Origin of the sequence: Bradyrhizobium sp. AUGA SZCCT0158 (assembly GCF_018130065.1) — a bacterium.
GTDB lineage: Bacteria > Pseudomonadota > Alphaproteobacteria > Rhizobiales > Xanthobacteraceae > Bradyrhizobium.
In genome coordinates this window covers 26,627-47,139 of sequence record NZ_JAFCME010000042.1, presented here as the reverse complement: position 1 = coordinate 47,139, position 20,513 = coordinate 26,627, and the positions used below count along the sequence as shown (strand labels likewise).

General features: G+C 59.5%; 17 protein-coding genes and 1 pseudogene. 10 read left to right on the top strand and 8 right to left on the bottom strand.

Translation table 11 applies throughout. The features are described from left to right. Positions 1-606 precede the first annotated feature (606 nt). From JQ574_RS32955 to JQ574_RS32915, 10 genes are all read left to right on the top strand, one after another. On the top strand, positions 607-1,563 hold the full coding sequence (locus JQ574_RS32955; protein WP_249119761.1) for a helix-turn-helix domain-containing protein: 957 nt from the start codon (positions 607-609) through the stop codon (positions 1,561-1,563). 224 nt (positions 1,564-1,787) lie between these two features. Beyond that, entirely contained in the window at positions 1,788-2,408 is a 621-nt protein-coding gene (locus JQ574_RS32950; RefSeq protein WP_212215009.1) for a (2Fe-2S)-binding protein, read from the top strand. A 2-nt stretch (positions 2,409-2,410) separates the two neighbouring features. Further along, complete coding sequence (locus JQ574_RS32945) at positions 2,411-3,388, top strand: xanthine dehydrogenase family protein subunit M (RefSeq protein WP_212215007.1); 978 nt, start codon at positions 2,411-2,413, stop codon at positions 3,386-3,388. Continuing rightward, complete coding sequence (locus JQ574_RS32940; RefSeq protein WP_212215005.1) at positions 3,385-5,499, top strand: xanthine dehydrogenase family protein molybdopterin-binding subunit; 2,115 nt, start codon at positions 3,385-3,387, stop codon at positions 5,497-5,499. Before JQ574_RS32945 ends, JQ574_RS32940 begins: the two co-directional genes overlap by 4 nt. A 1,020-nt stretch (positions 5,500-6,519) precedes the next feature. After that, positions 6,520-7,965 carry an amidase family protein gene (locus tag JQ574_RS32935; RefSeq protein ID WP_212215003.1) on the top strand — a complete coding sequence of 482 codons (1,446 nt, stop codon included), beginning with the start codon at positions 6,520-6,522 and terminating at the stop codon, positions 7,963-7,965. Between the two features lie 43 nt (positions 7,966-8,008). Beyond that, positions 8,009-8,590 (top strand): TetR/AcrR family transcriptional regulator, encoded by a 582-nt coding sequence (locus tag JQ574_RS32930; protein ID WP_212215001.1) that lies wholly within the window; start codon positions 8,009-8,011, stop codon positions 8,588-8,590. Positions 8,591-8,737: 147 nt separating this feature from the next. Then, the gene (locus JQ574_RS32925; RefSeq protein WP_212214999.1) at positions 8,738-8,959 is read left to right on the top strand and encodes a hypothetical protein; all 222 of its coding nucleotides are present in this window, start codon (positions 8,738-8,740) and stop codon (positions 8,957-8,959) included. A gap of 264 nt (positions 8,960-9,223) precedes the next feature. Next, entirely contained in the window at positions 9,224-9,487 is a 264-nt protein-coding gene (locus JQ574_RS32920) for an alpha/beta fold hydrolase (RefSeq protein ID WP_212214997.1), read from the top strand. Next, positions 9,484-9,684, top strand: a complete 201-nt coding sequence (locus JQ574_RS35950; RefSeq protein ID WP_409411232.1) for a hypothetical protein — start codon at positions 9,484-9,486, stop codon at positions 9,682-9,684. Before JQ574_RS32920 ends, JQ574_RS35950 begins: the two co-directional genes overlap by 4 nt. A 900-nt stretch (positions 9,685-10,584) precedes the next feature. Then, complete coding sequence (locus tag JQ574_RS32915) at positions 10,585-11,736, top strand: sensor histidine kinase (RefSeq protein ID WP_212214996.1); 1,152 nt, start codon at positions 10,585-10,587, stop codon at positions 11,734-11,736. Positions 11,737-11,853: 117 nt separating this feature from the next. Here the strand turns inward: JQ574_RS32915 and JQ574_RS32910 are convergent, their stop codons facing one another. The 8 genes and pseudogenes from JQ574_RS32910 to JQ574_RS32885 form a co-directional block, all read right to left on the bottom strand. Further along, positions 11,854-13,797 (bottom strand): PAS domain-containing sensor histidine kinase, encoded by a 1,944-nt coding sequence (locus JQ574_RS32910; protein ID WP_283813794.1) that lies wholly within the window; start codon positions 13,795-13,797, stop codon positions 11,854-11,856. A 247-nt stretch (positions 13,798-14,044) separates the two neighbouring features. After that, positions 14,045-14,204: pseudogene (locus JQ574_RS35395) on the bottom strand (SOS response-associated peptidase); the annotation flags it as partial. 270 nt (positions 14,205-14,474) lie between these two features. Beyond that, a complete protein-coding gene (locus tag JQ574_RS35945) occupies positions 14,475-14,945 on the bottom strand; it encodes a hypothetical protein (protein ID WP_409363446.1) in 471 nt (156 codons plus the stop codon). 127 nt (positions 14,946-15,072) lie between these two features. Continuing rightward, complete coding sequence (locus JQ574_RS32905) at positions 15,073-15,246, bottom strand: hypothetical protein (protein ID WP_212214995.1); 174 nt, start codon at positions 15,244-15,246, stop codon at positions 15,073-15,075. A 1,005-nt stretch (positions 15,247-16,251) separates the two neighbouring features. Beyond that, positions 16,252-16,653, bottom strand: coding sequence for a DUF1236 domain-containing protein (locus tag JQ574_RS32900; RefSeq protein ID WP_212214994.1), 402 nt, complete (start codon positions 16,651-16,653; stop codon positions 16,252-16,254). Positions 16,654-17,100: 447 nt separating this feature from the next. Then, positions 17,101-17,328: a hypothetical protein gene (locus tag JQ574_RS32895; protein WP_212214993.1), complete on the bottom strand. Its 228-nt coding sequence runs from the start codon at positions 17,326-17,328 to the stop codon at positions 17,101-17,103. Between the two features lie 2,027 nt (positions 17,329-19,355). Beyond that, a complete protein-coding gene (locus tag JQ574_RS32890; RefSeq protein ID WP_212214992.1) occupies positions 19,356-19,616 on the bottom strand; it encodes a hypothetical protein in 261 nt (86 codons plus the stop codon). A gap of 534 nt (positions 19,617-20,150) precedes the next feature. Next, the gene (locus tag JQ574_RS32885; protein WP_212214991.1) at positions 20,151-20,462 is read right to left on the bottom strand and encodes a hypothetical protein; all 312 of its coding nucleotides are present in this window, start codon (positions 20,460-20,462) and stop codon (positions 20,151-20,153) included. Between the last annotated feature and the right edge of the window lie 51 nt (positions 20,463-20,513).

The following is a 20,513-nucleotide window of genomic DNA, read 5'->3' as shown; positions in this document are numbered from 1 at the left end:
AGCAAACAAACTCACGCGCGCTCTGATTCCTTGCAACATCCCAAATCGTTTGGGTCGCCGACTTCTTCAACACAATCGACGCGAAGCGGACGTTCGACGAAAAGTCCTAAGGCAGTCCTGCCAGAAACGGTAGCTATTTGGCGGTAGTGGGCCCGACGAGCAGGCTCGCTTTTGATTTATCGATTCCGGAACATGAGCACTCGTTCGCAAAGTGGTCAGGAGCCCGGCACACCACCGTTCCAAGCTAGGGGTGCGCCTGACTCGTCCGCCAAGCCCGTCATTGGTAGATAGGAAAGGCCCAGCGCCGCGTGAAAGTGCTTATGATTCTTCGTCAGATGGAGACGGTCGCGGCGGTAATAAGGTGCCGTGCCGGGTCGAGAGCGGCGAAATCCTGTGCATATTCAGCCGGCGGGTCATTCGAAACTCGGGTAGCCTAGGGAGCTACCGCGTCATGAGGTCTTATGCCGCCGAACCGCAATGTGCTGACCAATTTAATGGGCAGACGACGGACGGCACCTACCAGCGGTCGCGGATGTTTTTCTACCAAATCGCCGGGTCTTTTTGCATATTGGTATTGCAATTTAGCACTTCGAGGAGGGCGACAGTTTGAACCAGCGGCTGCTCCGTTCCCGAAGCAGGGCTGCGCCGAATCCACACGGCGTGCGCCGAGCTGGAGCGGACCACTCAGGCCCCGATGCCGCTATTGAGATGGCCCGCATCTTGGACGAGCCACCGGTACTGGTGCCCGAGGTTTTGCACGGCGATACGCGTCTGACCTCGAAATGGGCGCATGGCGGGTTGCAAGAAGATTACATGCGGGGCGTTGCTGGGCACGTCGCCGTCGGCTGCTACGAAGGACAGCACGAGATATCCTGGCGGATTGAAAACAAGCGTTTGACTTCCAGAACCAACGCGAAAGCTTTCACTCTCATTCCGAAAGGCGTTGACGGCTACTGGAATATTGCTGGCCCGGTGGTCGTCTCGCACGTCTATCTCACTCAGGAACGCCTCCAGGCATGCGCCGACGAGATTGCGAATGGGGGACGTGTCGAAATTCTTCCGCGTGTCGCTTTTGCCGATCCAGCGGCGGCGGGGCTGCTTGAAATTCTGAGTCACGAGGCGACGCGGGACAGTGCATCGTCCCGTCTGTTCGTGGAGCAGGCGATCGACCTTCTCTGCGCGCGGCTGATCCGGGAGCATTCATCATTTGGCGGCCTGCCTGCTCCCGTCAGAAAGGGGGGCCTTGCTGACTGGCAGGTGCGGCGTGTTACGACGTACATGCGCGAGAATCTCGAACAGCATATCGGGCTCAATGAACTCGCCGCTCTCGTCGGCCTAAGCCGCTTTCACTTCTGCACGGCTTTTCGGCAGTCGACCGGCCATACCCCGCATGCATGGTTGACCGCGCAACGCATGTGCCGCGCCCGCGAGCTTCTCACCCATTCAGATCTGAGTATCACGCAGGTCGCGCTTGCAGTCGGTTACGAGACGCCATCAGCCTTCACGGCGGCTTTCCGTACGATTGTCGGAGTGACCCCCTCGGGGTTCCGACGCTCTCTGTAGTGCCGGTGCAATTCATCGCAACACCGCGATAGTCGCCGCAAAATCCGAACGGTACGTGCCGTCGCACAATGCTTAACTCACGATGCTCATCTGAGGCGAAGGCTGGCTGCGCTTGATACGGCAGCGCGCAGCACCATCCGATCCGCTTCCGAGCGTCGAATTGTGGGCCATCCTGTCGCAATCAGAGAACGATCATCACCTCATAAACAGGCGAGCAGACGACCATGAAAAGCGAGAAGCCATTCAGCGACGATGCCGTCCAGATCGAACAAAACTGTGGCGGATTATCGCGGCGTGCGATCCTGCTTACGGTCGGAGGCGTGGCCGCTCTCGCGGCCGCACCGACCGCACAATCCATATCTGAACGGCCTCCCACCGCATCCACGGGAAGGGTCCGCCTGGTCGTCAACGGAAAGCCGCATGAGCTTGACCTGGATCCCCGCCGTTCACTGCTCGATGTGCTACGCGAAACGCTCGACCTCACCGGCACGAAGAAAGGCTGCAACCAGGGCGCCTGCGGCGCCTGCACGGTGCTTCTGAACGACAGGCGGGTCGTCTCCTGCCTGACATTGGCGGCGATGCATGACGGGGCTCAGATCAGGACGATCGAGGGCCTTGAAGCGAATGGCGAGCTTCATCCGCTTCAGACTGCATTTGTCGAGCACGATGGTTTGCAGTGCGGCTTCTGCACCCCTGGACAGATCATGTCGGGAATAGGCTGCATCGCGGAAGGTCATGCGGGGACGCCGGATGAAATCAGGTTCTGGATGAGCGGCAATATCTGCCGTTGCGGGGCCTACCCGGGGATCGTCGCCGCGGTCGCAGACGCTGCCAAAAGGGCCTGACCATGCTTCCATTCACGATCGAGAAGGCTACCTCCATCCAAGGCGCTATCGCCGCCGCGTCGTCCGGCCGGCGTTTTATCGCCGGCGGTACGACGTTGATTGACCTGATGCGGGAAGAGGTGGAGCGGCCGGAACACCTCGTCGACATCAACACGCTCCCGCTGTCCGACATTCGCATCGAGGGCTCCGATCTCGTGATCGGCGCGCTCGCCCGCATGGCCGATGTCGCAGCTCATCCCGATGTACAACGCCTGCATCCACTCGTCGCGGAAAGCCTGATTGAGGGCGCCTCGCCGCAGTTGCGCAACATGGCTTCGATCGGCGGCAACCTGCTCCAGCGTGCGCGCTGCCCCTATTTCCGGATGCTCGATGCATCCTGCAACAAACGCAGCCCAGGCTCCGGTTGCGCCGCCATCAATGGCCTCAATGCCGGCCACGCCATTTTCGGTACCAGCAATCATTGCGTCGCAACCCATCCTTCGGACATCGCCGTGGTGCTGGTCGCCCTCGAAGCTACGATGCAGGTGAGGGGACCGCGGGGCGAGCGTTCCTTTCCAGTCGAGGAGTTGTTTCGTTTGCCGGGCGATACGCCCCATCTCGAACACACCCTGCTGCCTGGCGAACTCATCCTCACGGTGCGGGTCCCTGGTAGCCCATACAGCCGGCGGGCGCGCTATCTCAAGGTGCGCGACCGTGCCTCCTATGAGTTCGCGCTGGTGTCCGCGGCCGCCGCACTCGACGTTGGTGGGGGAGTAATCCGCCAGGCGCGGCTCGCTGTAGGCGGTGTGGGCACGCGGCCGTGGCGCCTGGGCGCGGTGGAGAAAGCGCTGATCGGCAAGACGCCGGATCGCAAAGTGTTCGAAACGGCCGCCCGGTTGGCAATCGAAGGAGCCCGTCCCCTGTCGGGCAATCATTACAAGCTCGAACTCCTGCCCCGAACCATTGTCCGCGCTCTTGAAATGACGGGAGAAGCCGCATGACAACGAACGTGATCGGGAAGCCGCTGCCGCGCGTGGATGGTCGCGCCAAGGTCACGGGCGTCGCGCGATATGCCGCCGACTTCAACCAACCCGGCCAGGCCTGCGCCGTGATCGTCGGTGCCACGGTCGGTCTCGGCCGCGTGACCGGCATCGACACGGGGCCGGTTGAGAAGATGCCGGGCGTCATTGCAGTCATCACGCATCGCAATGCGCCACGCCTGCCATATGCACCCCATAAGAGCTACATCGATCCGGCCACGGGGGAGCGGCTGCATGTGTTGCAGGATGACCACGTGCGCTTCTATGGACAACCGGTAGCGGTCGTCGTCGCCGACACGATCGAGCAGGCGGAGCGTGGCGCTGCCGCGCTACATATCTCATACACACCCGAGCGGCCGATCATTGATCCTGCCGATGCACAAGCCCTGCCAGTCGTTCCGGAAGCCGGGAAGCAGCCAGATGCAAGGCTGCCGGCCGACACCGCGCGCGGCAGTGCCGACAGCGCTCTCGCGGACGCGCCAATGAGGGTCGACGAGATCTACGAAATCGCCCGCGAGAACCACAATCCAATGGAGCCACATGCCACCGTCGCGGCCTGGAATGGCAATCGGCTGACGCTGTGGAGCAAGAGCCAGTTCGTCGTCAACGAACAGGCCGAGGTCGCGGCCGTCTTCGGCCTGCCGTCCGAAAACGTACAGGTCATCTGTCCGTTTATCGGAGGCGCCTTCGGCACGACGCTCAGGACGTGGCCGCACGTGACGCTTGCAGCCATGGCAGCGCGGCAAGTGGCGCGCCCCGTCAAGCTCGTGCTCACGCGCAAGCAGATGTTCTTCATGACGGGCCATCGCCCCCGCACCTTGCAGCGGATGGCCCTCGGAGCCACAGTGGATGGCAAGCTCACCTGCATTGTTCATGAAGGCACCGGAGAGACGAGCCGCTACGAAGAGTTCATGGAGGCTCTGACGTCAGTCACGACCTTCCTGTACTCCACGCCGAACGTGCGGACCCGCTACCGGCTGCTGCCACTCGATATCGGCACCCCCAACCATATGCGCGGTCCTGGCGAGGCCAGCGGTGTATTCGCGCTCGAATGTGCCGTGGATGAATTGTCGTACAAGCTCGGGATGGATCCGATAGACCTGCGGCGCCGCAACGAGCCGGCGATCGATGAGGGCGAGAACAGGCCCTTCTCCAGCCGATCCCTCATGAAGTGCTATGACCTCGCCGCCGAACGTTTCGGCTGGTCGCGACGGTCACCCGAGCCACGTTCGATGCGCGACGGCCGGCTGCTGGTCGGCATGGGTGTCGCATCGGCGAGCTATCCGGCCTTCCACGCGCCGGCGAGTGCGCGGGCGCGGCTGCTCGCGGACGGCACGGCCGAAGTTGAAGTGGCGGCAAGCGACATGGGCCCCGGCACCTACACGTCCATGACGCAGGTTGCTGCCGAGACGCTAGGACTGCCTGTTGAACGGGTATGCTTCAGCCTGGGACGATCTGACTATCCGCCCGCTCCCTCCCATGGTGGCTCATGGACGATGGCCTCGGTCGGCTCTGCGGTCCGTGCCGCCTGCCTTGCGGTGCAAAAGGAAGCCGGAAAGCACCCCCAAAGCGGCCGACCCATCGAGGCAATCGCTTCGTCTCAACGCGATCCCGATGCCGCGGCCCGATTTTCGATGCACGCCTTTGGAGCCGTATTTGCGGAGGTGGCTGTGGATCCGGACGTCGGCACAATCCGGCTGCGCCGTGCTGTCGGCGCCTATGGTATTGGGCGCGTCGTTAATCCGCGACTGGCGAGGAGCCAATGCATTGGCGGCATGGTCGGCGGTATGGGCATGGCGCTGATGGAGCGCACGGTCCTCGATTCGCGCGACGGACGCCCGGTCAACGCCCACATGGCCGATTACCTCTTGCCCGTGAATCTCGACATTCCGCAACTCGAAGCGCACTTTGTCGAGGAGCTGGATCCACACGTCAATGCGCTTGGCGTCAAAGGCCTCGGAGAGATCGCGCTCGTCGGCATGGCTCCCGCCATCGCCAACGCCATCTTCCACGCGACCGGCAAACGTGTGCGCGCTTCGCCGATCCGAATCGAGGATGTATTGACCGTGTAGCTCCGATTCACGGTCTCGTGCCGCCCTCTCGCCGTAAAGCGTGGCGATCCCTTGATGTCCGCTAAGGTCAAAAGCGCTGTTGTCCGAATGCCCGCTGTTGGCGGATACTGTTGAAAAAGTCCTTTTGGGACGGCGGACGAAATTTTCTAGAGCCGCTCATGCGTTTCGTGCGCAACGACGTGAGGGACCTCGTCGCATCTCAGAAAAACGACCACGGCCGTTCGTACCAGCGCTACGGCCCATCCCAACTGTGGCGTTGTCCAAAAGTCAGCATTTGCGAGATTTTTGAGGTCATTTGATTTTCGACTTTTTCAACAATATCGGCGCAAAGCAGCCGCTGAGATGTGTGGAGCTTGATCTAGCTAACTCTCGATGGCTGGCCCCAGCTCAAACTTCCCCATGAATGGGTTGGATAGATTGTTCAATCTCTTCAATCAGTTGGAAGGCGGCGTGAGCACGACGTGTGCACCGACCGATCAAGGAAAATCTGCCGGCGACGAACGTCGGCTGAACTGAACGCGCTGTGTGCGAGCGGGAGTGGATGCCTTGGGAGGGACGATCGCATCCTGCAAGCGGCGAATTTGCAACGTCAATGTCGAGGGCTCAGTTCGCGGAATGATGAACCCTGGAATAGGAAACCCGAGGAGCCCGTCCACAGCGGGCATCTAGAGTGAACCGGCAGCGAGACTGTCCGGCAAATCCGCGTTTAGATCCAATTGTTGGGCAAGCGGGACCTCCGTCGATGCCAAGCAGAGGTCCTCTGCTCAGCCTGACAAACGTGATCCGCCGGTACGGCATGAAGCCAGCAGCGCCGGGGCAGCGCGAATCGGGGGTGTCTCCAAAGCAGTGCATCGCTCACGGTCATTTGTCGCGACGGTCCTCACGCACATGTGTCCGGCAAAGCCGCAAAACAGCGATTGAAGTACGATCGTAATGTAATATTATCATCGTAATGGCATTGAGCTGGGTCGCTGTTCAGCGACAGCGGAGTGCCGCAATCAGCTCCTTTGCGAGGATTTCATGTACCCCACGAGCGTCACTCAGATTGCATTGCAAGAAACCACAGATCTCACCTCGCTTGGGCTCGGAGACGCTGCAGCAGCCGTTCGGAACGGCGATATCACTTCAGAGTCCTACACCGCGGCGCTTTTGCAGCACGCCCGAGCGCTTGCCGAACTCAATGCCTTCACGACTATCAACGAGGATGCCGTGCTCGAGGCCGCGAGGGATGCCGACAAAGCGCATGCGGCCGGCTTGGCGGCACCGCTCCTCGGTGTCCCACTGGGGGTCAAAGACAGCTATCTGACAAAAGGGCTGCCAACGAGCCTGGGCCTCGATAGCTTGGCTCACTTCATTCCACGGGAAGACGCCGATGCCGTCCGTGCAATCAAGGAAGCGGGCGCCATCGTCTTCGGCAAGAACAATCTGGTGGAGATGTCCTACGGACTGACCGGCCACAATGAGCGCTACGGTCAAGTGAAGAATCCGCACGCCCGCGATCGCGTAACAGGCGGCTCCTCAAGCGGCTCCGCCGCATCCGTCGCAGCCGGAATCGTACCCGCCTCCTTGGGTGGGGATACAGTCGGCTCGATCCGGGTGCCCGCATCGTTTTGTGGCGTCGTAGGATTCAAGCCAACCACCGGGCGTTGGCCGCGCACCGGCGTTGCACCGATCTCCCACACGCTTGACACGACGGGCGCATTCGCCCGAAGCGTCCAGGACTGCATTCTGGTGGATCAGGTCGTGACTGGTGAACAGGCAGCAGAGTCTTTCGCCCGCGGCTACGGCCTGAAGGGAGCCCGACTGGCCTTCGCGCCGCGCCAGTTCCTGGATCTGCTAGACTCGGAAGTCGAGATCCGCTTCCGCGAGGTGGTTCGGCGGCTGCAAGACGCGGGCGCCGAGATCGTGGAGGTAGACCTCGGCGACGATTTCAATGCCCTCATTCAAACCTCGACATGGGGCATCTTCGCTTATGAGACGATGGGCGCGATTTCCGGATTCCTTCGCCGCCACGACATTCCGACCACGTTCGAGGCGATCTACGAGAGCCTCAAGCCTCAGCTTCGCCAAACGTGGGGGCACATCGTACTGCCTGGCGGTGCAGCCGCTACCTCGGCTGAGGACTATCAGACGGCGCTGAACGTGAGCCGACCGGAAATCCAGCGCCGCCTCAACAGGGCGTTCGTCTCACATGGAGCGCTGGCTATTCTGCAACCGACCACGCCCTGCACGGCGCCATTGATCGAGGAGCAGACGACGCTCCATATCGCGGGGCAGGAGGTCAGCTACCTCGCTTTGGCGAACCACACCGTGTCAGCGAGCAGTGTCGGACTACCGGGTATCAGCCTTCCTGCTGGCTTGTCTCGCGCCGGGCTGCCTATTGGCCTTGAGCTGGACGCCCCCTTAGCAAAGGATCGGATCCTTTTGAACATTTCGCGCCGGATCGAAGCTGTCTTGCGCACCTAACTTCGAGCAACTGCGACGTAACGGCACAAGCAACGAGAGAACGATGCGTTTCGAGAAGGGTCATAAGGAGGCGACACGACGGCATATAGTCGATGTCGCCTCGAAATGCTTCCGCCGGCACGGCATCTCGGCCGCTGGAATCGGCGGGATCATGGGCGAGGCCGGCCTGACAAAAGGGGCATTCTCTCCCCACTTTGAGTCAAAGGAGGCGCTGGTTCGGGAGGCGCTGGCGAGCGCGCTCGCGGAGCAGCAACATCGCCTCGACAATGGCAAGCGGAGCGGCCTCGACCTCGAAGGCGTGATTCGGGGCTACCTGAGCTGCGCCCATATCGAAAGCCAGGCTGAGGGCTGTCCCTCGGCGTCGTTGCTTCCGGAAATCGCCCGCCAGCCCTTGCCGACCCGACAGACCTACGAGCAGGGGTTACAAAGCTTCGTATCTACGCTGGCCGCGCTGCTTCCGGACAGCGGCTTTGCAACGAGCCGCCGACACGCGACGGCCATCTTCGGCCTTATTGTGGGAACCCTCCAGCTCGCACGGGCCGTGCCCGACGTCGCCGAGGCGGAGCAGATTCTGGAAGGCGGCGTCGAGGCTGCGTTGCAATTGGCAAAAACTCCATCTTGCTGATTTGGGAAGGCCGAGAGGCCCAACGTGGGCGTCCTTGTTGGACGCTCTGACCAGCGTCCGTTGCTGATGCCGTCCGCGTTTCGTCCACCGGCACGAGAGTGTCAGCGAGTGTGCGTCGTTCGAGGCTCCCTGAGGATGCAACCAATCTTGATGATTGATCTGGACAATACGAAGTCAGCCTTTCAAGCGAATGGCATCGATGCCGTCGGTCAGGTGGTGATCCGCCGCCAGGCTTCTCGACCTCTCTCGAAACGCAGTTCCTTCGCCGATCCCAGCCTACTGCCTCGCTTACATGACAGCCGCCTTGACCACCGCTTGCACGTCGCTATCCAGCTGCTGCGCGATGGCATCGCCCTCGCGGGCAGGTAGTGTTGCGCAGCGCGTCGAGCTGGGTAGGGACCACCGGCCTTGGACCAAGCCGCACAGATAAAGACCTCACAGGTGCGTTAAATGATCAGGTGTTCGAGAAGAAGAGATGACGATCACCATATTATGAGTTCAAGATCACTAGCTATCCAGTGATAATCGCCGCTAGCGATTGAAACAGAGTCAAATCACATCAACTCCACAGCCGCGAGCCGTTGTCCGTGCTGGGCCACCAGTGAGAGCTGTCTGATAAGGAAGAATAAAGGAATGATAACCGATACGAAAGTCGTCACTGTCGACGGTGCAAAGATCGCCTATCGAGTGCAAGGGAGGGGTCCCGCCATTGTGATGGTAAACGGCACGGCCGCGTTGGATGTTCACTGGGGTCCTGTGATCCCGGCGCTGGCCAACCAAAGGACGGTGATTAGCCTCGATTATTCCGGTTCAGGCGACACGATTGATGATGGAGGCAAACTGACATTACGTAAGCTCGCAAACCAAATTGTTGGCGTAGCCAAAGCGGCGGTTTGAACCACTTCGACCTGGTTGGGCACTCTCTCGGGGCCGCAGTCGCCGTCGAAGTTGCCGCTACGAATCCGCACCTTGTTCGCTCGATGGTCACACACCTTTCCCGCCGTTCTGAACCCTTTGGCCGATCAAGCCTTTTCCAGGCGGCTCATTTTTCCCCAAGTACGCATAGCTCTGGTTTGAAACTAAGGGGCCCTTAGCCCCTCGGCATTTGCCACCCCGCTAAGTCGATTAGCGGAGGAGCAGCCAGATGGACGGTCTAACGCCGGTTGCGCCGACAAAAAGTACCCGCTCGGCTTGGGCCAATGGCCCTGCTGGCCGGCCGGCGATGCCCGTTCTCGCGGGCAACCGGAAGCGCTTGGCAGAGGCTCAATCCGACGCGATTGGGCACTTTTGGGACTTGGCGCTATGTCCGCGTTGAGTCCGTAATGCTTTGGCAAGGCGGACACTGGCGGCCTATCCATTGAGATCCACAAGATACACAACGTTAGTGTCACTTGATGGTTTGGTCGATTGCGTTGCTCGCCGATAAAGAGCTGCTTCTTCCGCGGTAGCCAACCTGACCTTCATCGTGGCCGTGGCGTCGCACAACGGCGTCCCATGAGACGTGATTTTGCTCAACTTTGTGCGTAACCTGTCGTGTTCGCGGAGACGTTCCGCGTCCGCGTGCCTCTTAGCCTGCCACGCAAGCGTGGGCCTGTCGTTGATCTTCGTGAATATCGAGAATGTGAAGCGGTGGTCCGTTTGATCTCCGCCTTCCATTTATACCTCAGATCAATCCATCAGCAGATCATAGTCCCGCGGGCAGGCGCGCCTGGGTCATTGTGGCGCCCGCAGAGGTGGATGTGCACGGACGTCGAATCCCTCGGCATCTTGCATCGGGGGCATGGGTCTCAGCAAAGCGGAACCTGCCTTGACTGTGTGGTCGATGGTAGTGACGGATCGGCTCCATCGCGGTTATTACGCTCAGGGACAGATCGGGAACCATCGGCTTCAGCCTCAGGGCTTGCATCTTTTATTCGACGAGGTGCGGCACTTTGCTTAAGTTGGGTTGTTGTTGACGTGAAAGGGGCGGGCGGCATTTGAGCAATCCTTGTGTGATGACTGGCCAGCAAGAGCATAATCGCCTGGCGGATTTTATTCGCCAAAACCAGGCCCCTATCGTTGAAGAATGGATAGAATTCGCGCGAACTATTTCGCCGGCCAGCGACAAGATGTCGAAGCTGGCCTTGCAGGATCATATCGTCGATATTCTTGGATTTGTTGCAGACGATATCGGGTCTGCACAGACGCCGCGTGAGCGGTTTGACAAGTCGCGCGGCCATGGCCCCAAGGACGGTCCGTTTTCCGAAAGCGCAGCAGAGGTTCATGCCGCTCTTCGCCTTGCCGATGGTTTTGACATCGATCAGATGGTTTCGGAGTACAGGGCGCTTCGAGCGAGTGTCGTCAAGCTATGGGTGGCGCGTCATCCGGCGCTCGCCAACACAGATATCGAGGATCTGACGCGGTTCAATGAATCGATTGACCAGGCCGTAACGGAATCGGTGGCGCACTATACGAAGACGATCAATAACTCCCGCAATTTGTTTCTGGGAGTCCTGGGTCACGACCTTCGCAATCCCTTAGGCGCGGTTTCCATGGGCGCGGAGTGGATTGAGCGATCCGGAACAACAAGTCCGAAGCAGGCGAAGGTAGTTTTGGGGATCAGGACGGCGGCGGGCCGGGCGACACAAATTCTAAACGATTTGCTTGATCTCACGCGCTCGTCCTTCGGCACTGAAATCCCGCTGGCCAGAACCAAGACTGACATAGCTCTGCTTTGTCAGGAGATTGCGGACGAGCACCGTGCCATCAACCCGGATCGGCGTTTTGAAGTCACGCATGAAGGCGATCCGATGGGGTCCTGTGACCCCGCGCGCCTGGGACAGGTGTTGTCCAACCTGATGGGCAACGCTGTCCAGTATGGCGATGTATCGAGCCCGATCACGGTAAGGGTTGCAGGCGACGATCCCGAGACTGTCACTATCGCCGTGCACAATTTCGGCATAGCGATCCCAATGGAAGCACAAGCGCTGATTTTCCAGTCCTGGATGCGCGGCCAGGACGTCCATCATCCACCTGAGCAAGGTACACACTTGGGCCTCGGACTTTACATCGCAAAACTAATCGCCGAAGCGCACGGCGGCGACATTTCTGTCACTTCGAACGAACAAGCAGGGACCACCTTCTCCATTCGGCTTCCTCGCGGGTGACGCCAGGCCAGGGTGGGTGAACTCACCGCGGTCTGCGGTAAACTCCCGCGGTCTACCGAAACTGCGGGTGATCAGGTCTGAACGCGCGTTCAACGCTGCGCCTAGTTGTGCAACCTGCTAAGCCGACTTGTCCGAGAAGCCTTTGATCGATGCGATGGCGTCCGCAAGGTCGCGCTCGAAGAAGGGTTTGGCAAGCCGCGGAATCGCCTGAGCCGGCCCGTCCGGCAACTCCGCGTACCCGGTCGCAATGATGATTGGAAGGTCCGGCCAGTCGCGGCGGACCGCTTCCGCGAGTTCGGAGCCGGTCATACCGGGCATCGCCTGATCGGTGACTAGGAGGTCGATGTCACCCTTCTCGCCGATAAGGGTTAGGGCTTCCGCTGCGCTCGATGCGGAAAAGACCGTGTGCCCGAGTTCTTCCAGCATGGCGAGTGTATTGAAGGCAACGAGGGGATCGTCGTCGACGCTGACGATCCTGAGCGCGCGCGTGACTGATGCGTCAGAAGGAGCGATGTCCCTTTTTTCCGGCTCATCTTCACCAGGAGCTACCGGCAGGCAGAGCTCGGCTGTCGTTCCCTCTCCGGGTTTGCTCTTCAGATATAATTTGCCACCGGTTTGCTCAGTCATGCCAAGCACCATCGGCAGTCCAAGACCCGTACCCTTTCCCACCCCCTTTGTCGTGTAGAAGGGTTCGATTGCGCGTCTCAATGTCTCTTCGTCCATGCCGGTACCGTTGTCTTTCACGGAGAGGCAAACATAGCGCCCCGGCTTAAGCCCCGGCTCATTCTGAACATTCCGCTCACGCGCGGAGATGACGATGGAGCCGCCCTGCGGCATCGCATCTTTTGCGTTCATCGAAAGATTCAGGATGGCGAGCTCAAGCTGGTTCGCGTCGGCCGACGCTTTCGGAAGGCCCAGCGAGAAGCGGGTTTCGATCTGTATGGCTGCGCCAAGTGAACTCTGCAGTAAATCGGCCATGCCGGCGATGAGTTCGGTGACGTTGACGGATTGGAGCTTGAGCTCCTGGCGCCGGGCAAATGCCAGCATCCGCTGCGTCAGTGCCGCGCCGCGCTGAGCACCTTGAAGAGCGTTTTCGATGAACTGGTGCATATAGGTATCGCTGGAGGGCATGCGGCGTTTCATCATCTCAAGACTGCCCTGGATGGCCATCAGCAGGTTATTGAAGTCATGGGCGACGCCGCCGGTCAGGTGACCGATCGCTTCCATCTTCTGCGACTGCACTAATGCTTCCCGAGTACGTTCGAGAGTCTCTTCCGCACTCTTGCGTTCGGTGATGTCCCGCGTGATCTTGGCGAAGCCGATAAGCGCTCCCTCGCCATCGCGGATCGCGTCGATGACGACATTCGCCCAAAACGTGGTGCCGTCCTTGCGGACGCGCAGGCCTTCCTTCTCGAATCTCGCGTCCCGCCGCGCTGTTTCAAGCGCGGTTGCGGGAAGTCCGGCTGCGCGGTCTTCCGCGGTATAGAAAACAGAGAAGTGCTGGCCGATGATCTCTTCCGGCTGGTAACCCTTGATTCGTTCCGCTCCCGCGTTCCAGCTTGCGACCATTCCTTCGAGGCTAAGGAGAAAGATCGCGTAATCAGTCACGCCCTGCACCAGCAGGCGGAACTGCTCCTGATTCCGTCGCAGGTCGGCTTCGGCTGCCCGCCGCTCCGTTAGGTCTCGCGTGACCTTTGCAAAACCGACCAGCTTGCCATCGCTATCGCGAATGGGATCGATGATGACATATGCCCAGAACCGGCTGCCGTCCTTGCGGACGCGGCAGCCTTCGCTTTCGAATTTGCCTTCGCGTTCCGCTGTTTCCAGCGCCCGTCGCGGCAGGTCCGTCTTGCGGTCCTCCTCGGTGTAAAACCGCGAGAAATGCTCGCCGATAATCTCGGACTCCTCGTAGCCCTTGAAGCGACGCGCTCCTGGATTCCAACTGCTGATAATGCCATGGGGGTCGAGCATATAGATGGCATAGTCCGTTACGGCCTCCACAAGCATGCGGTAGCGGCCTTCGGCCGACTGCGAGGCTTTAAATCGGTCTTTGCGTTCCAAAGCTTCGCCTGGCGATATAAGAATGTGAATCTCCTAACAAACATACGCGGAATGAGGCCAAACGTTCCACGACAAGGACTCGGCACCGGAGACTGCGTACGTTCAGGGTTCGAGCCAGGCCGAGCGAGTTCATCTTCTGGTGGCAGGCCCAATAACTTGCCGACCGGCAGACTTTCGACAAATGGATGATTTGCGCTGACGGGGCGAGGGCTCTGCCTGGCCGTCGCAAGCGTCGGTCACGCCATTTGCCCGACCGATCTTCTTTGACGCCACGGGCAACAATCCGCAGCGCCCCGTCAGGCAATGCTCGTTGCAGCTTCAGGCCTTGTCCGCAGAAGCCTTCATCCAGGTCTCCACCTCGGCCTCGTCAGGATCACCGGCGGGTGGATGGCACCGACCTCGGCGCTCAGTCATTACGCGCTCCTTTCCTCAAAGAGGTAGGCGGGAAGCGCGGGTGAGTTTCTCATCACCGATAAAAGCCAAGGGCGGCGGGGTGGAATTTAAATGGTAAAGTAGGAGTCCTGGCGGATAGACACGTGAGGGCAATATACACGGTACCGCAGCAGTGGTGCTGGCTTAATTAGGACCGAACCACTACGAGGTGGGTCATGACCGTTCACGGCGCCTTAGGACACACCGCTGTCAGCTTTTTTAGGAACTCAGCGCGTTGCGACGCTTCACCTTCCGCCGGGGAGGAGGGTTTTTTCATGTCGTGTATTTTGAAACCCGGTCGGGGCCGTCAGTCGAAAGACTGGCGGCCTTTGCCGTTGAGGCCATAATAGCAACACAGGCCGGGCGGCGGTGGTCGGGCAGCAGCTCTCTGCCACTACCTCCCTCGAACTATGGTGGGACCTATATACGAGTTGGCACTGCGAAGCGCAGAGACGTTTGCCGTTCTCTCCGCCGCGCGTTGGCCACCGACCCGACCACGAAGAGCCCCTTCGCCACCAAGTTCGGCACCTCGAGCGGTTGCGCAAGGCCGGCTCGGCGATTAGCGGATAGCGATCAGTCCAGTCGTGGCCGTTTCGGTTGAACGGCCGCACGCGCTTGCTCTCGCGTTGGACGATCAGCCGATAGCCGTCATGCTTGATCTCGTGGATCCAGTCCGGCCCGGCCGGAACGCGAGTGCCTGCGGCGTGCCCTCGCAACCGACTCTTTTCGTTGCTCGCTTTCGTGTGCGGATACAGAAGCGCGGCACGTATTATTTTGTCCTCATGTTAATTGCTATGTACAGTGCTGGAGCGCTTGAGCACTCTGCGTCCCCCAAGATCGCAATTATTGAAACAGCCAAACGTAAATCGTCGCAATGAGCTTGCTAAGTAAGTAGAGCCAACCTGCCATTGCGAGGACAACAGGAACAAAGAAGGCCACCCCGACGATCACTTGCTCTCGCCTTTGGCCGCTGGGGGGCATCGGCACTTCGACGGCCGTTTTTTCGCTGGAACTCATTACGCTCTCCGTGTCGGGAAAAAGCGGCAACTCTTGCTCGCTTCATAAGTTGCAAGGCGACGTCGCGCTTTCGCCACACCCTTTGATCCCGCCGGTGAACAGCCCAGCCCGGCTGCGGAGGACAATGCGAACCATGCAACGCTGTTCGCCGCGACCTCCATCAGATCATCCAGCGCGCCCCCGCTTTTGCTCCCGACGTCCCTCTCAAGCCGTTTTTACACGACCAAGACCCATTGCAGACAACAGGCTTCCGCTTGGCGACGACGCGGCCCGATTAGGGCGGAAGGATAGGAATAGCGGGCAGGCGCGGTGTCGGTTGGTGCCGCGGGTCGGGATCGCCGCAGGAATCGATTTCGAGCTCCCGGTAGACTCCTCAGCCTGGTGCGCAGGCGGGGTTTTAGTCAGGAGAAATCCGCCTCGAAGGGCGGCTTTAAGTTTAACCTTTGACGTCTACCCACGGGGCTGAGCTTCAACTGTTACTTCCGGTTCATGACCGTTTTGTTACAGGCGCCCCCGCCTGACTGCTTAGTCTGCTGTTCTCGACGGGTATCTGCATCGCAGCAGCCCGTTCTTTCCGTTCCTTCTTGGAAAACTCGCGTTCGCGTTGCTCGAAAGCCGCAAGCTCCTTTTGCGCCGCCTCAAGAAAGCGGTCACGCGGAGTTATTGCCAACTGAGTGTGTCCCGTCATTACGCACCCCACTGATTGCCCATTCTACCCAAGTGCGGGAACCTGGAATAGGTTCGGCCACGTAAAATTACGGAATGATGACGCGATGTTCACATGCCTGCTCGTGGGAGATGAGCAGACATACCGCAAGCGAAACGCGATGTTGCTGAATGACCCAGAGCGGACTTCGGACCAGCGGACCTTTGATATGGCTGGTGCTCAATGTGCTTATGTCGAGGACGTTCGGATGCGCGCCTCTGTCCGAGCGATAAGGTTATCCTTGCAGCCGAACTGATAGGGACGAAAAAAGTACGGCCCGCCGAAGCGGGCCGCCTATATCAATCGATGACTTCGATGATCCGATGGGTACCTGGATCGACCAAGACGGTCCGATCATTGACGACGGTGTAGCGATACTTAGTGACACCGTACTCGCGCGGAACTTCGTAATACGTCACGCCGCTCGAGGGCAGATCAGCGCCAACTCGGACTTCGCGATCATAGCGGTACGAGCTGTGCTTTTGGCCTGACACATAGGTGCGGAAGCGCGGACGGGTCTCGTCCGAAATGCCGCCAGCGACTGCTCCAACGGTTGCGCCAACTGCAGCGCCGGCCGGTCCGCCCACGATAGCGCCGCCGACAGCGCCCGTTGCTGCACCGGTCGCGGCACCGCCTTGTGCAAGCGCGCTCGTTGAACCCACGAGGGCAATCAGCAAGCCTCCCAATATTACTTTCTTCATAACATCATTCTCCAATGTTGCATTGTGGGAAGCCAACAAGATCGATTGCCAATCGTTCCCGGCGTTAGCGGCGGTCCGTGGAAACTAGACGAACGTTCGTCGCCTGCTGCCCGGCATTGCGGAGACATAACGGCGTGAAATTCGGCCACACTGGCTTCGAGCAGTCTTCCGGGTTGTTCACTTTGTCGCTCGACGTGGTCGCTTCATCTGCGCGAGCACCTGTTGCCAGGAGAAGCAATATTGCGACAGCTGACAGGTTACGTTTCATTGACGCGCCTCTTTGCGAAATTCTAACCAAAACGAGAACAGACGTGCTGTGTTCCGATGAATTTTACCGAGCCAAGAAAAGCCCTGCCGAGTAGGGTGCTCGGCAGGGCTACGCAGAGAAGTCGATAGACGGCAAGTGGGGAAACTTGGTGGCCCGTCGAGGGTCTGCGTTCTTAACGATCAGTTTTCGGAGCAAACCTTAATGGACTTCATACCGGTCTCAGCTTCGGTTCGAGTCTTGAACGTGCCGTTATCGACAATCGTCGTGGTGGTCGTGGTCGGCTTCTTGTCGACAATGGTGCACTTCTTCGTCGTGGCGTCCCTGACCACGTAGAATTCGGTGGTTTGCGCGAACGCCGAAGTGACGGTAAAGGCGACGACAGCGGTCGAAAGCAAAAGCTTCTGCATGGTTTCCTCCAGGGGGTGTCTAAAAATAAGGTGCTAGTGGACAGCTCGAAGCAGGAAGTAGCTCGCGCCAGCTAAAACAACGACAGCAGGAACGGCCCAAAGAATAAGTACTGGCATGTACTTCTCCTCGTTATGCCCACGACGTTCGAACGCGCCATATTGCCACTTGTTCCCGACCTGGGGTTGGCCGATTGGTGTAAGCCAGGGATGGGTCAGGGAATCACGCCGCGTAACGCTTAACGAACGGCAGCATTCAGCGTGCAATAGCTGAAGGGTGGACGGAAAAGCAGCCGCACGGGGTTGCTTCTTAGTTTCGCTAGCCGAGGCAGACGCTGTCGGCCCCTTGATAACGAGCGATCTTAAGAGATCTGACTTCCCGCGAATAAACTAATTGGGTTGGTTTCCCGTCGCGCGCCCGCCCTCCACGCGCTTGCAACGTTTTCCCAGCGGGAACCCGGCCTAGGTTCACTCCGAAGTCGCTTGCCGTCTACCAGCTCGCGCAGCAAGGCGACGTGCTCGTGAGTTGGCTCAAGCAGGCTCGAGAGAGTGGGGTTGCAAAAAACGAAGCCGACCGAGCTTCAGGATGCGCCTCAGGTGCGCGAACCTCATCTCGATCCTCTTGCGAGCTCGCGGCGTGACTGCTCGAAGGCTTGAGCGTCCGCAAGCGAACGAGCAACATCTCGGGCGTTTCGTGGATGTCGCGTGGGTTCTTGCGCGCAAAGTCTTTCGGGCAGAACTGCGGTCTGAGTAGACACACATCGCAGTCGAGCTTGCTGGCAGGAAAACGACGTCCGCGTCTGGATCGAAAGCAGACCTCGGGCTCGAAGTATGGACGTAGAGCCTTATCAGGAAAACTGCGGTCTATGGCGAACTCCGGAACGGTTCGAACGGCGCTTCCGTCAGCAATTCATGCAAGCCATCCGTATGCTGCTCGCCTTTCGACAGGGATGCTTTTCAGGTTCACACCCTCGGGAAAGATATTACACACCGAGTGTGGCCCATTCAGTAGACGTTGCGCGGCCTGAACGTTAATCAGCGCTGACGTTCCAGACCCCGGCACGGCGGCAGGGAGCGCGATTGCCGGGATCGAACGCGTCGATACCCCCAAAATCGCGCAAACGACGCCCACAGCCGCCCCTAAACGCGGCACAACACCGTGGCCAAGTTTAAAATCACAGCGGCTTGCGCCGCTGAGCTTGGAAACGTGAGAGTGCTGCCGCGAAACGCGACGCGGCTTAACCTCTGGCTTGCGAGCGGTCGTCTGATTGGCGGAGTCGTTCGATTAGCGTTTTGAAGTGCGCGGGCAACTCTCGCTCCACTGTGAATGAAGCCCTCAGTCTCTCGCCAATTTCTCGAACGATCTCGCGGCTATGCAGGGAATCAATATCAATGGAGTTTTGCATAGCGGTATCTCCACGCCTGCGCAAAAATTCCAACATCCCAATTTTCGACACCTAGGGCGGCCCGCGCAAGAAGACAATCATCAGCCCCATTGCGACCACGCTGTATAAGCCCGTCACTGTAATGCCGAGACGCATACTGCTCATGATGCCCTTGGAAGGGAGCTTGACCGGTCTGCTGGGCATTGCACGTCCTCGCCGTTTGCCCTACCCGAATAGATCACGTCGAAGCCGGAAAATCGTTCCGCCCCCGAGGTGTATAAAATTGAACACTGGGTTCCACTGAGTTCCCGCATCCGAGAACCGGCACAGGCGTTCGCACGTCGAAACGCACTCCGAGGACAGGGACCACCCCCGACACCACCCGTCCCCTTGCACCGAGCCATCAGGCGAACAGTTAGGCGCCCGCCTGGGTGAACTTTCTCGATATGTATGTGAGCTGACGCACAGTGCTCGGTCGCGATAGGTCAGACAACGCGGTTTCCCGTGGATGGAGGGTTCAGCCATGACCGAATCTGCCAAGCGACGCGTAACAGTTGATGTGATAATCCTAGCGGTGGGAGCGGCAATCTTGATCGTTTCTGCCTTTGTGGGCGTGCTGTAACTGAAGGGGCGGCTTTCGCGTTCTCAGGCGAACAGTTCGGCCGCGGCCGGGGTGAACTTCACGAAGGTTCCGGACTCGTGCAGCAACAGCCAACCGCGTGATATCGCCAGATCAAGCCCGGCTTTGTATTCGGGGGTGGCACGCTCATGGTACAGCATCGGCCCGTTGATCTTCTCGATGTGGATGCGGCCGTCCTGGATTGCCTCGATGGTGTTGGCAGTTTCAAGCCGCTTGCGTGTGGCCTTCTCGGGAGCCGCGAACGGTCGATCGGTGCTGAACTTCATGCGAGCTTCGAATCCATATGTGCTTCGTGAACGTGACGGTCGGTTAGCGTATCGATCGTGGCGCCACAGAAACAGCATGCCTGTCCACCGGTTGATTGCGTCGGTAGCGGGACGCCAGCGGCATGCATCGCGTATTTCCAAGCCGTCCAGGCGCGCTGGCGCCGATACTCGACGAAGTCGGCTTCAGTACAGGTAGTTCTTCCTCGCAGTTTCGATGCCGGCCCGCGCCTCTTCGAAGCTTACCGCATAGCCGGAGCGGTTATGCCCGCGGTGTGATGCTGGGTAGAAACCGACGTCCCATCGCCATTGCTTAGCTTTGACGGGCAAGCCTGATTGGACCGCGATCGTGCCGACCTGGACGTCACCATAAAAGACGTGCCAACAGTCCGTGCGTTCGGGGTGAGGGCGTCGGGTGAGTTCAGGCATGCGCTGTTGAAGCGCGGCTCTGCACCTAGGGCAAATTATCAACCCCTTGGGGATCGGGGCGGCGCGAAGCTACAGGGCGTCGTGGCTGGTAAGCGGGGTTATTTCGATCTAGCTGGCCAGTCTTCCGAATTGGCCGCGATCCAGTCGGCGGCCTCCTTCTTTGTAGCAAAGTCCCCAACGTGGGAATCGGGTCCATTTCCGGTCACCACGACAACAGTCCAGGTGCCGGTCTTTCGCTGCTTTGGTTGAAACTCGGGCTTTGAACTGGCCATTTCCCAGCCCTTCAGGCTCGCCCGCGTCGTCGTAGGAGATATTCAGTAATTTCGCCATCAGGGCGGACAGACCCTGTTCAACCCCGCAGTAATCGCTAACCGCATCGGCGCGGGCTATTTTGAGTGCAAGCGCGGCCTCTTCGCTCAATAATACCCTCCCTAAGCGGGACATCCTTTCGCAACCAGAGCGGGCACGCAA

Bases quoted from the DNA above. Each gene is read 5' to 3' on its own strand.
- JQ574_RS32950 (WP_212215009.1), top strand. From the start codon at position 1,788: ATGAAAAGCGAGAAGCCATTCAGCGACGATGCCGTCCAGATCGAACAA.
- JQ574_RS32945 (WP_212215007.1), top strand. From the start codon at position 2,411: ATGCTTCCATTCACGATCGAGAAGGCTACCTCCATCCAAGGCGCTATC.
- JQ574_RS32940 (WP_212215005.1), top strand. From the start codon at position 3,385: ATGACAACGAACGTGATCGGGAAGCCGCTGCCGCGCGTGGATGGTCGC.
- JQ574_RS32935 (WP_212215003.1), top strand. From the start codon at position 6,520: ATGTACCCCACGAGCGTCACTCAGATTGCATTGCAAGAAACCACAGAT.
- JQ574_RS32930 (WP_212215001.1), top strand. From the start codon at position 8,009: ATGCGTTTCGAGAAGGGTCATAAGGAGGCGACACGACGGCATATAGTC.
- JQ574_RS32920 (WP_212214997.1), top strand. From the start codon at position 9,224: ATGATAACCGATACGAAAGTCGTCACTGTCGACGGTGCAAAGATCGCC.
- JQ574_RS32915 (WP_212214996.1), top strand. From the start codon at position 10,585: ATGACTGGCCAGCAAGAGCATAATCGCCTGGCGGATTTTATTCGCCAA.
- JQ574_RS32905 (WP_212214995.1), bottom strand. From the start codon at position 15,246: ATGAGTTCCAGCGAAAAAACGGCCGTCGAAGTGCCGATGCCCCCCAGC.
- JQ574_RS32900 (WP_212214994.1), bottom strand. From the start codon at position 16,653: ATGAAGAAAGTAATATTGGGAGGCTTGCTGATTGCCCTCGTGGGTTCA.
- JQ574_RS32895 (WP_212214993.1), bottom strand. From the start codon at position 17,328: ATGCAGAAGCTTTTGCTTTCGACCGCTGTCGTCGCCTTTACCGTCACT.
- JQ574_RS32890 (WP_212214992.1), bottom strand. From the start codon at position 19,616: ATGAAGTTCAGCACCGATCGACCGTTCGCGGCTCCCGAGAAGGCCACA.